Source organism: Bacteroides cellulosilyticus DSM 14838 (genome assembly GCF_000158035.1).
Taxonomy (GTDB): Bacteria; Bacteroidota; Bacteroidia; order Bacteroidales; family Bacteroidaceae; genus Bacteroides; species Bacteroides cellulosilyticus.
The window spans coordinates 135,453-148,726 of the sequence record NZ_EQ973486.1 but is presented as its reverse complement, the minus strand read 5'-3'; the positions used below and the strand labels follow the sequence as shown (position 1 = coordinate 148,726).

The window sequence follows — 13,274 nt, the reverse complement described above, 5'->3', positions numbered from 1 at the left end:
TATCTTTTAGAATTCTACTTTTGATTTATATTCGCTGTTTGTCTGGTATCCTCATCCATGCGAATAAATTCAGGAGTGTCAAACTGATACATATTCCCCTTCACAACCACATCTTTACAATGAAAAAGATCAACCAGTGGATTCTCCGGGTTATAAGGTTTAAAGTCCTTCGTCTGAATTATCTTATTATTACGAATAACCAAACCATTCACAGACGTTGCATGGATTATTTTGTTATCAAATGTATGAATCGTATTATTCTCAAATACAACATTTTTATCAATCCAGCCGGATTTATCAAAATTCTTGGCAAACCGGGGAGAAATGAATAACATAGCCTGCTCTCCGCCGCCTAATATACAATTGTGAAAGGTATTATTCCGGATAACTGTATTCTCATTAGCTCCGGCTTCATACCAGAAGTAAGCCTCCGGACGCATCAGAATGGAAGCCATCATAGAATTCAGATAATTATTCTCTATCAATGTTTTTCCTGGAGTTTTCAATACAATATTTCTGGCCCTGTGATTGCGAATCGTGCAATTCTTCATGACGAAACTATCCGTGTTCCATGTCTTATTCTCAACCAAATCTCCTTCTTTAAGCTCCTTAGGCAAGTCTTTGACAAACGTAAGCTCCATAGTATAATCATCCAAACGACGATAGTCTACAATCTTATTCTCATTTTGTCGATTTATCAAAGGTGCTATGATAAACCAGTTCTTATCTCCCGGACGGGCAAACTCAAAACCTCCTTGCTGGAAATGCATCAATTTAGCCTGCAAAGTCCGATTCGATATAATCTTTTCTATTCGTACATAAGTACCATGTACATTGGTTCCGTCATCCAGCATATTCTCAAAAAGACATCCGTCTACCACTACATTCCCTCTACAATTACAAAAATGAGTAGCATCGGCAGTTGCCGACAACATACGATCTGTTCCTTCACGAAGACATACATTAAAATTCTTTAAAGAGATATTTTCTGATATTTCTCCCAAAAAGCCCATTCCCAAAGCATGGTATACATTTACATTTCTGATAACCACATCCTTGGACTTTAATGCATGAATTGCAGGTGCATAACGATTCTCTCCATTTGGTCCCTTAAAAACAATGATACTACCCACAGAAGGATAAGATTTGATTTTTTCTGTTATGCGTATGTCTCCATTAGACAGTTTTTCAACCATAGCATTTTGCTTTCGATGTATGTCCAATGTATTCGAATTATAAACCGGTGATTTAGAATATTTATCAAAGACCAGACTCTCTCCTATACCGGAATAAGAAAATCCCTCCTGATTAGGATACACTAATCGATTATCTGCTACTTGAAAATCATAGCCTTCCGAATTAAACCGGACATCATAACTTTTTGATTTAGGCATAGAACAAATCACTTCACCTTGTACATAAAAAGGGATCGACCAATCGATAGAACAACCGGTCAACTCAATTCCCTGAGAGTTGACGAATAAAAATGGAAGCATAGCACCTGTAAAGACAAATTCGGTTTCATCCCCTTCGATTTTTACATTTCTAAAACCATCAAAAAGAAAGGCTATATTCTTCTCTCCATTTTCATGATTCGTAATGCAATACGTCTTTTTAAATGATTCTGCCGGAGAAAAGTGGTACACGCCTTTAGGAAACACGAACTTCAAATCAGCCTTAGGCGCTTCTTCTATACTTTTTCTTATCACAGCAGTAATATTCTGCCTGTCTTTTATTTTTCCCGTAAAATCAATCACAGTCTCAGCTGCCATCAGTGCAGATGAAAAACAAGTGCTTAGACAAAGCAGCAGATTTATACCACACAATAATAATTTATACTTCATATCTATTTTTTTAATTGCTTATTTCTATTTCCTTTACTCTTACCTCCTTTGGCATTAGCTCCTGATTTCCTTAACGCACTATATGGATCCATAGTCACTTTGTTCAGTTTTGGATAACCGACATCAGGGTTGTTCCAATACTCTTTGATAAAAGGATCACCGGTTTCATCCAAGTGCTTGACCAGTTCTGCATGGAGCCTATCGATAGTCTTATCATAACCCATACCTTTATAAATAGGATTCAATTGCAACGGATCTTTTTCACGATCATACAGCACCAATCCATCCTTCGTAAAGGCACGATTTTGATTCATACCGCATAATACGTAAGTGTAACGGGAAGTATAAACCGCTCTCCAGTAACGAGGTGCCTTCAATTCCTCTACCCCTCCGAAATCAAAAGAAGTAAAGGCATATTCAGGAGCCTTAAACTTCTTTCCCAATAGTAGTGGAGAATAATCGACACCGTCTACTCCCTGAGGAATACTCAACCCGGAGAGTCCCAATAGAGTAGGCATCAGATCAATGCTATTGAATACTACTATTTCACGCTTTGGTTTGATAACCCCTTTCCAGCCTACGAGGCACGGTACCCCCATGGATTCTTCGAACCAAGTTCCTTTTGTCATTAATCCTTGTGATCCCATACTCTCACCATGATCCGATGTAAATACAATAATTGTATTCTCCAATAAATCATTTTGTTCCAGATAAGTCATCAGATTTCCAAAATCATTATCAATGGCCGTTATAGCACCAAAATAACCAGGAATCACTCTTGCACTGGTATCAGACGAACGGCGAATGGGTTTCAAATTACCTCGTATCGGATTCTTTTCATAGTCTATATCTTTATAAAGTGCCTCGTATTCAGCAGGTCCCGCATAACCATATCCCATTTTTAGTTTTTTATCCGGTCCATATTTACCCGGCTGATAGCGATCTTCGAATCCCGGCCCTCCACCCGTGTGAGGAGGATTATATGATAATACGAGACAAAAAGGCTGTTCACTTGTCTTTTGCTTCTCGATAAACTCGATACCTAATTGAGTTTCGTATGTAGGTGCCCAACCTTTAATATAAGTACGTTCTTTATCATCCTGCACGTAATATCCCTGAAAAAAAGGTTGATGTCCCATAGATTGAACAAAATAATCAAATCCCTGACGTCTCACTGAGTCAGTTACATGATCATTCATTCCATTCAAATGCCACTTACCTATATAAGCAGTTGCATAACCGGCAGCTTTGAAAACCCGTCCCATCGACTCTTCATCCGTAGCCAACGGTACTTTATTCGCAAAGACCCCATTGTTGATAGAATACTTTCCAGTAAATAGACAGGCTCTACCCGGTCCTGATACCGGACGACATGAGGTAGCATTATCAAAAGAAACCGCCCACGAAGCAAATTCATCCAAATGAGGAGTTTGTACGGGATCTTCACCTTTAAAGCCCAAAGCTTGCTTGCGCCACTGGTCAGTCAATACAAAAATGACATTAGGTTTCTCTTTTTTCTTCTGCTGTGCTATCACATTTCCCGGCATACTGCTTACTACAGAAGCTAATATTACTGATGATATTAAATTCACTTGTTTCATATTGTTCAGTTTTTAAGGTAAACTACTTAATAATCACATTGTCACAGTTTTCCTGATAGTACGGAGCATCACTTTGGGCATCGTTCCGATTCTTCTCTATCACAATATCCTGAGCTCCACTCAAAAATATAGTGTGGTCACTATTGCTTATTATTTCATTATCCTTTATCCGAATGTTCCTGATACCTTTCCATTCTGCTTGTTTCTTATTGACAGTAGTCGTACGGATGAGTATTGGAGCAATATCTTTGCCTTCTGCCCAATATGACCGGTCGAAACCCGCATTACGTATCTTATTATTTTCAATTACAATATTCCGGGGAACAAAGCCTTCCGGCCAGGATGCACTGTTTTGCAATGTAATCGCTCCCGTACTGAGGTTCTCCAGAATGTTTCCTTCAATTATCCCATTCTTCGCTTGAATAAGCATTCCGTAACGTCGGGAATTACGAAAGACATTGTTTTTAATCACAAAATTATCATTAGACTTACTATCGTTAAAAAACATATCTTTCGTTTTATCTCTACCTATCTGTAGATTTTCAAACCGGGCATCTATCTTAATTTTTGTAGCATCATCCATCGGAACAGCTTCTAACACCCTACAAGTACCTATCAAACGTCCCTCCCGCGGATTGAAAAGCGAGAGTTCGTCATTTACCCGCAATTTAGCGCTAACTAAGAACTGATTATCTGAAATAGCTTTTAGAATATAAACCAGTTCAGTTTTTATATTAATTGCATCATCCATCTGTCCCTCAAACAGACAACCTTCAATCCAAGGGCCTTCATAAGATGGAGTGACGTGTACACAATCTGCATTCTGACTGATAAGCCTATCTTCTTTTTGTTGTATCTTGCAATTCACAATGCTTATGCCCGTTGACTCTCTCAAACCAAAAGAGCCGGCCGGACCGGCATAATGTATATTATTCAGGAATGTAATCTGACGACACTGATTCACACTATAAGTAGAGCAACCATTATAGCGAGCAATCATCGCAAATGGATCGTCTACAGCTATTTGTTCAATCACATTTTGGGTTGTCACGATGCGAAACAAATTCTTATCACCTAAATTAGAGACTTCTCTTATTGGCACCAGATTAGGAGCTTTATCTTTCAACAATCTATTATTTTCACGATCGAATAGAACCCCCCACTTTGTTTTTGATTTCGCAAAATTATCATCTGTAGGCCGTCCACCCTTTCCATCCGACCGAAAAGTAAATGTTTTGCCATTTATATCTACATCAACTACCGCTCCTTGAGTAAACGGCAAGGTTTTATAATCAATGGTCAGCCCTTTAATAACACCAGCCTGACAATTCTTCAATGTCATCAACGCAACATCCGGATTTTCTAAGATAAGAATAGCTCCATCACCCTCAATTATGAAGTCTGAGACATTCGACAAACTAAAAGCATGAGTTAACTTACTCTTCCGTTCTCCTACTTTTATCTGATAAATCCCCTTCGGAAATAATATTCTCACTCCACCACCACTTCGTTCACATTCAGCCAGCGCCCTGCAAATAGCCAGCCAGTCATTTTTATTATCATCAGGACAAGCTCCATAATCAACTACATTGATTGTTTTACTAACCGGAACAGATTGTATCGGCATTGAACGGGGGCTTTCAAAATGCGCAGGCTTATACAACTGTTGTCCATAGTTTATCACCGGAACAAAGCATCCAATAAACAGAAGGTATATTTTACTTGTTAATTTCATAATCCAATATTATTTTACTTTTATATCCGTCAAATACTTTCATAGTGTTTTTACTATATTAGTTTTCTTTTTATGGCTAGTTTTACGCTTCACCGGCAAGGGTTTGGGCAATGAAGGAATCCAGAACTGTACATTTTGCCATAACTGTTGACGCCAACCGATAGGAGGTATCATCTGTTGAAACCAATCTTTAAAAATAGTCTTCATTTCTTGGGTCAACTCCGGGTATTGAGCAATTAAGTTCTCACCTTCCTTACGGTCTTCTTTCAGATTATGCAAATAATACGTATCCTCTTCCATTATATATCGCAACATAAAATCTCCTTTTCTCACCATAAATGCAGCTTCGGCTGTCTGCTGGTCAGACAAGGAATACATTCCCCAATTTTCTGCCTGCTGAGACATCCAGACCAAATACTCATGCACAGCTTTCGTTGAAGTTCCATGCAACAAAGGCATCAGACTTTTGCCATCCACCGCTTGCTGTTTGGGTAGTGAAATACCTGCTTCGTCAAAAAAAGTAGGAAATATATCCATTGCTGAAACCATTTCATTACAGACATATCCCTGTTTGATTTTGTCTCCATACCATATAAACATAGGAACACGTATCCCTCCTTCATAAGCCTGCCCCTTAAAACCGGAGAAGGGACCATTCTTTGGCAATACGGCAGCAGCACCTCCCGGAGCTCCATTATCAGATATAAAAACCAACATCGTGTTATCTATTTCTCCTATCTTCTCCAACTCTTTCATCACCGCTGCAACTCCATCGTCAATGGCTGCAGTATAAGCAGCATACGTATTCAGTAATTTCGATTTATATTGGAAACGACTCATATATTTATCCGGTGCAGGTGCTCCTAATGGGCCATGCAGGGCGTTATAAGCTAAATATATAAGTTTAGGGCTCCCTTCATTTCCCCTAATAAATTGAACTGCTTCTTCTGTAAACTTATCAGTAGTATATTCCGCACATGCAATGTTTTCCCTGTTTCGGAATAATATGGGTGAATTATAATAAGAAGTGCCATGACTATTGAACCCGAACCAGTAATCGAATCCCCGATCCAAAGGATGATGTCCAGGAGAACAGGTATGTATTTCATCCATCCCCTTTCCATTATGATACTTTCCAAAAGCCCCGTTCGCATAGCCATAATCTTTCATAACCTGAGGCATAGTAAGTACCGTTGTTGGAATTCCGGTTTCTGCTTCTTTTATAATATATAATCCATATCGCTGCTGATAAGAAGATGTTAACAACCCGGCACGCGAAGGGGCACTGACATTGGCCGTTACATAGGCATTGGTAAATCGAACTCACTCTTGACAGTAGCGATTCAGATAAGGAGTCGCTTTTTGCGCTGCTTCAAAAGCCTCTTCGGCAGTATAGTCCTTGACATGTATTCTGCAAAACTCTTGATTTAACTCCTTCTCTGTAAAATCGACATGGTTGGGGGCAAAAGCCCCCCATCCCATATCGTCTACCAAAACTAATACCAAATTAGGTTTCGACTTTGTAGCCGCATGCAATGTGCTACCTCCAAAGAGAGTAGCCAACAAAGTGCCTCCAGTCACCAGCGGAATTATATTTCTCATTTTCATGGCAAAAATTCAATTAATTATACCCGTCATTCTGTGTCAAAGCCCCTTTGTGTAAAGATATTTCTCGTGCAGGAACAGGTCTGAATATATGGAACTCACTAATATGGCGCACTGGAATATTAGGATTACTCAAATTGGCACCCGGACGGGTTCTTGCATAATCGATGGATTGCTCCGTCACTTCTTTCAATACCCCCATACGCACCAAGTCAAACCAGCGATGTCCTTCTCCCAGGAGTTCCAACATACGTTCGTTCAAGATAGCCCGACGGAAATGCTCAATAGGATTTGTGGCTACATACCCCTTAATCTCTTTATTACCTTGTTTCTTCAGGTCTTCGTAAGTAAGTACCTCCAATATGGAAGTCGGTGTATATTCCACTACTTTTGCCCTTCTTCTCACCACATTCAAGAACTCTAATGCATCTGTTGTAATCCCCTTACCTTCTATATTATCTAACTCAGCCTGAGCCTCTGCATATACCAAACAAATATCTGAAACACGCAAGATCGGATTATTAACCGGTGTTCTATCCTGATTATATGAAGGGGGAACATCGATGCGGAATTTAGCAATTTGGAACTGTTTATAACGTTGTCCAAAAGCAATTGCTTTCACTTCTCCAGCTTGTGTTATTTGGAAGGTGGATATTGCCCAGGCAAAACGATCATCAACCGAAACACATGGTTGCGTAGCCGTCATAGTGTAAGTATAGTTGTCATTCACAATAGGCTGAACCGGGAAGATAACCTGTTGTCCTCCACCTTTTGCCGAAGGTCCCATAGGACCAAATAACGAGCCAAACCAGCCCCCCATTTCATTAGCTAATCCCGTAGACAATACAGCCTCAAAAAGAATCTCATCAGAACTTTCATTCGGATAAAAACAATCTGTAAATTTGGGCATCAGATAATTAGGAGCAAATATATCTAACACAGTCCGCGCCTCATCACGTGCTACAGTATAATAATACTTGATTGTTTCATCCTTGGAGTATTCCCTGCCTGATTGATCCGTATAATTCCACTCATATGAGTTGATACCTGCCAACTTCACCTGTTCAGTCATTTTAGGAGCCAGCAATTGCATAGATGAAGCTATATGCAAAGCTGCTTTTGCAGCAAGTGCATGAGCTGATGCCTTCTTGGCACGACCATATTGTGACACAGTTTCCGGCAAGAACTGCTTTGCATATTCCAATAATGTGAAAATATGCGCATAAACTTCCTTTATAGAATTTCTATCCACTTCATAGTTACTACTACTTCTTGAAGGTGTAGTTAAAATCGGAACTCCTCCAAATATTCTGACCATATTAAAATACCACAAAGCTTGCAAAAAACGAGCTTCGGCAGCAATTGCACGATAACGCGGTGTAGCATTTAGTATTTCCTCACTCATTTCGTCTATGCGACTTATAATTTCATTAGTCGCATTAATTCCTGCATAACTATTAAGCCATACTTCCTGGCAAATTAAGTTATCAGAATTAAGTGTAGTATACTGGTCTAATTGAGTGGCGTATATCCAATTGGCACCTTTATTCGTTGCAATATAACACTCATCTGTACCAGCTTCTCCCAATACAGGAAATCCTGTCGCATAGGTACCCTCTTTCGTGGTTCCTCGTCCGGATATATAATAATAACAACCTACTAAAGCAGCCTCATAATCAGATAATTTTTCATAATATCCCTCTCTTGTCAAATCAGAGAATGCCTCATTGTCCAAGAATCCGATCTCACAACCAGTAAATAAGTTGGAGAGTAATAAAAGTGCAATAATATATTTATTTTTTTTCATCATACTCATAGTTATTAAGATGTACTTCATTATAAATCAATTGAGAATCCGGCATTAAATGTACGTGCTGTCGGATATGAATATTTATCCAATCCTCCAGTTAACGGGTTAGTAGAAGAGAATTCAGGGTCATACCAGGAATATTTTGTAAACGTAAACAGGTTGATACCTGACACAAATACTTTAGCACCTTTCACCCCCAAATGCCTCATTGCTTTTTTAGGCAGACGATAAGAGAAGGATATCTCTTTTATTTTCAGATAAGAAGCATCTTCAGCCTGCAGTTCCGTGGCAGTTTGCCTTCCTATATTATCTGAATAGATGTGTAAGGGAGCGTTCTGTCTATCAATAGTCCACATATTATCATAATATTGCTGTTCGATATTATAGTTGTTATATCCTCTCAGCATTGCATGATTAGTATTGAATAGTTTATTACCATAAGAGAATTGCAGGAAAATAGATAATTCTACATTTTTATAAGAGAAACGATTGGTAAATCCGCCAAAAAACTTAGGTTCATTGGAACCAAGATATACTTTATCATCCGAAGTAATCACATCCCCTTCTCCTTGTTTCTTCAACTTCAGATAACCGGGTTCTACAGCATTTCCTCTACTTACAACTCCCTCTCTCAAAGTAAATTGTCCATTATTTCCCTTTATATTGTCATAGATGGCCTTCTGCTGAGCCTTATCAGAGATAAAAGTACCATTAGCATCATAGAAATCACTAAAGTCATGACACTGATACAATCCATCAGTCTTATATCCAAACATAGCGCCGATAGGATAACCTTCACGAACATAAAAGACATCCAAGAAATGCCCCTGCATAATGGCTGTAGGAGTAATAGGAATACGATCTCCACTACCTATATTCTTCACTCTGTTCTTATTGAATGAAATATTCAGGTCAGAAGTCCATGTAAAATTCTTCGTATTCATATTTACGGTTCCTAAATTCAACTCAAGCCCCTTATTCACTACAGAACCAATATTCCGCACTACACTCTGATATCCTGAAATACCCGGAAGCTGCTCAGTGATAAGTAAATCGGTGGTATATTTATAATAAAGGTCGGCTGTAAAATTCACTCTACTATTAAATAAAGACAGGTCGACACCTACATTATATTGATCCGTAGTCTCCCAGCGCAGTTTATCACTGCCTATAGTTCCAGGAATAACGCCCATGTTGATAATTGGTGAACCGGTAGTACCTTGAGCCGTATTAAAACTATAGTATTTTTTAGACATCATTGCTAAAGCTGCCAATGTATTGATGCTTTGATTACCTGTACGACCATAACTTAGCCTCAATTTCAGCTGATCTATTTCCTTCACATTTTTCAAGAAAGCTTCTTCATTCATCTTCCAGGCAAAAGCTCCGGAAGGGAAGTACGAGAATTTATTTCCTTTCGGAAACTTGGAAGAGCCGTCAGCACGGAAACTGGCAGTGAATAAATAGCGACTCTTTAAAGTATAGTTAATTCGTCCTAAGTAAGACATCAGAGAATAATAAGAATAAGAATTTTCCGGCGGTAAAATATTTGCTCCGAACTTCAAGCTCTCTTCATCCAAACTCTCTATCTCCAAGCCTGTAGTAGTAGTGGTAAGATTATCAAAAATAGTGCGCTGGAAAGTAATACCTCCCAATACATTTACTGCATGTATTTCATTAAAGGTTTTCATGAAAGTTAATGTATTCTCATTTAGCAAGTTAGTAGTGCGGGCTACGCCATGACTGGCGCGTCCCTTATCTACACGCCCCATACCTGATGTGGAAGGATAGAAGTTCTTACTTTTAGCATCAGTCATGTACCCACCGATAGTGGAACGGAGAGTCCAATGCTTTGAAGGAGTTACAATGACATAGGCAGTACCTTGAGTCCTGCGCGCGTCAGTTCTTTGAACAACAGAATTCAAATTCGTTATCGGATTATTCCAAGAGCTTCCCGGATCATCCGCATCCGTAGAATCCTCTATTTCACGGTCCGTAATGTTAGGCCTGAATATCAACATTTGAGTAAAAATGTTAGATTGAGTCTGGTTTGTAGCATTTACAATCCCATTATTCACCATCACAGATCCTGAAAGATTCATTCCTAACTTCAAGTAGTTATTTACCGTACTTTCAGCCTTCATAGAATACGAGAAACGATTCATATCGGAGTTCTTCACAATACCCGTTTTATCATAATACCCAAGAGAAAATGCATAGGTATTCTTTTTAGAACTACCGCGGAGTGATATATTATAATTCTGAGATACTCCTAAACGAAATATTTCATCCTGCCATACCCTGTTGATGCCAGTTATTTTGGGCGTTCCGTCAGGATTCCAACCAAGTGCGGTGTTTCCAGCCAACGTACTTTCACCGGGAACAAAGTCAGCCGGCAGAGGAAAGCGTAATCTCATATAATTTTCATATTCTGCCCCGGAAAGTGCATACGTACGTTTCTGAGGTAATAAATCAAAGCCAGCATCTGCGGAAAAGCTCAATTGCGTAGAACCATCTTTGGTTCCTGATTTTGTGGTTATTATCACAACACCATTGGCACCACGCGAACCATAAATAGCTGTAGCCGAAGCATCTTTTAAAACTTCAATAGATGCAATGTCGTTGGGATTAATCAACGCCATCGGATCCAATGAGGTATCTCCCATTCTGCTTGCTCCAGAAACTTCACTTTGTGAGTTCTCCATCAGTACGCCATCTATTACATAAAGTGGTGAAGTACCCGCACTAACAGAACTGGCACCACGAATCTTAATATTGATACCCGCTCCCGGATCACCGCCATTCTGAATGGCCATAACTCCCGCTATCTTACCCGCCAGCGCACTTGTAAATGATGCAGAACGACTTTCCTCAATCGCAGATGCCTTCATAGAAGCAACAGATCCTGTCAGGTCACTCTTTTTTGCGCTACCATACCCAATTACAACCAACTCATTTAGTTCATTGGCCTGATCTCCCATAGTAACATCCACTTTTCGTCTATTACCTACCCGAACAGTCTTTGCCTCTTTACCTATATAAGTAAAAGACAATCTTGAATTCTCATCTTTTACAGTAATAGAATAATTACCATCCATATCGGTGATGACTCCTTTTTGAGTCCCGACTTCCATTACAGTAACGCCAATCAGTGGCGATTCGTCCACTTCATCAATAACAACTCCTGTTACTTGAATTTGAGCGGATACACCCGAAACAAATAACAAGAACAACGAAAACAGTAATAGCCTCTTGCAATTTTCTTTAAAATTCATAATTACTAATTTAAGGTTTGTATTAATAGCCATAACTACATCTTTCGATAAAGACGTCACAAAAATAAAGATAAAGATTATCGGCGAATAACACGTATGTACCAACGATTAAAAAGGATGTAACAAAGTTCAATATTTGACCGTTTTTTCACTTTTAGGTCACATTACATTGCGCTATTTGTAACACATTAGCTCTCCATGTATCATCTGCCTCTTTTTTATATTGCACTCTCACTCTTATCTAAAATTATATTTTATCTTTGTTTCATAATCTACTATATTTATGAAGGCATTTTATTTATTACTCAGTATATTTCTATATGCTTCTAATCTGTCAGAAGCATTAGCATCCGATTTTAGTTTTAAATATCGTCTGGAAATTCTATCTATGAATCAAGGGCTCTCACAACATGACATCAGTTCCATTGCCCAAGATCGATATGGTTTTATTTGGATCGCTACTTATGACGGTTTACTGCGCTACGATGGATATACATTCAAAACCTATAGGTTTGACGATACCAATCCAAAATCTATCAGCGACAATCGTATTCTCTCCATATATTTGGATTCTGCCGAAAATCTATGGATAGGAACCGAAGGTGGAGGATTAAATTTATATAATTATGATCTGGAAGAATTTTCCAAATTCAAATTTAGCGAAAATCCCTTAGATAATAATATATATTCAATATATGAAGATAATGAGCATAACCTATGGGCAGGCACAGGCTGTGGAGTATATAAATTAAATTACTCACCAGAAAATAGAGAGCTCCGAATCACTCCCATCGTATCTAATTTCGAAGAAATGACTAATGCTCGTGCCATATACAGGAATTCAAAAGATGAAATGATATTAGGTACCACTATAGGGCTCTATACCCTAAATCCCAACAATACACCTCCATCCCATTCACATATTCTTCCCCAAAAATTGCCCAATATTACTTCATCCATTTTTGCCATAGAAACTTTAGATGACAAACATTTATTGTTAGGAGGATATGAAGGATTATTTTTGTATCATAGAGATACACATCAAATAGAAAAGATACTAACCTCATACCAACAATTGGAACGTATTCATACCATTAGAAAACAAAGCGAAGATACATTCCTAATCGGTACAGAGAATGCAGGGATTTTAACCCTAACCTATCAGAAACAAAGCTATAGAATAGAAAAGTTGGCCACAGACGAAAACGAATATCTTGAGAAATCAATCATAAAAGCCATATTCATTGACAATATGCAAAATCTGTGGATTGGAACAGGAACAAATGGAGTCGGACGATTGAATCTTTTATCTCCCCACTTTTACCGTTTTTTTGATGTCAAAAAAGAAGACAGGAATTTCATAAGAGCTTTCTACAAGGATAGAGCGAATAGGATGTGGATACA

At 38.6% G+C, this 13,274-nt stretch carries 7 protein-coding genes and 1 pseudogene; 1 reads left to right on the top strand and 7 read right to left on the bottom strand.

Annotation, left to right across the window (positions count from 1 at the left end):
- Window positions 1-14: 14 nt before the first annotated feature.
- The 7 genes and pseudogenes from BACCELL_RS00560 to BACCELL_RS00530 all read right to left on the bottom strand — a co-directional run bounded on the left by BACCELL_RS00560 (window position 15) and on the right by BACCELL_RS00530 (window position 11,870).
- Window positions 15-1,844, bottom strand: a complete 1,830-nt coding sequence (locus BACCELL_RS00560) for a right-handed parallel beta-helix repeat-containing protein (protein WP_044153125.1) — start codon at window positions 1,842-1,844, stop codon at window positions 15-17.
- 2 nt (window positions 1,845-1,846) lie between these two features.
- A complete protein-coding gene (locus tag BACCELL_RS00555; RefSeq protein WP_044153124.1) occupies window positions 1,847-3,445 on the bottom strand; it encodes a sulfatase family protein in 1,599 nt (532 codons plus the stop codon).
- Window positions 3,446-3,467: 22 nt separating this feature from the next.
- Window positions 3,468-5,180, bottom strand: a complete 1,713-nt coding sequence (locus BACCELL_RS00550; RefSeq protein ID WP_007209515.1) for a right-handed parallel beta-helix repeat-containing protein — start codon at window positions 5,178-5,180, stop codon at window positions 3,468-3,470.
- A gap of 39 nt (window positions 5,181-5,219) precedes the next feature.
- Window positions 5,220-6,491, bottom strand: a pseudogene (locus tag BACCELL_RS00545) (sulfatase-like hydrolase/transferase); the annotation flags it as partial.
- A gap of 12 nt (window positions 6,492-6,503) precedes the next feature.
- Window positions 6,504-6,788, bottom strand: a complete 285-nt coding sequence (locus BACCELL_RS00540; RefSeq protein ID WP_007209513.1) for a hypothetical protein — start codon at window positions 6,786-6,788, stop codon at window positions 6,504-6,506.
- 13 nt (window positions 6,789-6,801) lie between these two features.
- Window positions 6,802-8,595 (bottom strand): RagB/SusD family nutrient uptake outer membrane protein, encoded by a 1,794-nt coding sequence (locus BACCELL_RS00535; RefSeq protein WP_007219862.1) that lies wholly within the window; start codon window positions 8,593-8,595, stop codon window positions 6,802-6,804.
- A 26-nt stretch (window positions 8,596-8,621) separates the two neighbouring features.
- A complete protein-coding gene (locus BACCELL_RS00530; RefSeq protein ID WP_157133850.1) occupies window positions 8,622-11,870 on the bottom strand; it encodes a SusC/RagA family TonB-linked outer membrane protein in 3,249 nt (1,082 codons plus the stop codon).
- Between the two features lie 283 nt (window positions 11,871-12,153).
- Between BACCELL_RS00530 and BACCELL_RS00525 the strand changes: the two genes are divergently transcribed.
- A partial coding sequence (locus tag BACCELL_RS00525; protein ID WP_007209510.1) for a ligand-binding sensor domain-containing protein occupies window positions 12,154-13,274 on the top strand: 1,121 nt, incomplete at its 3' end.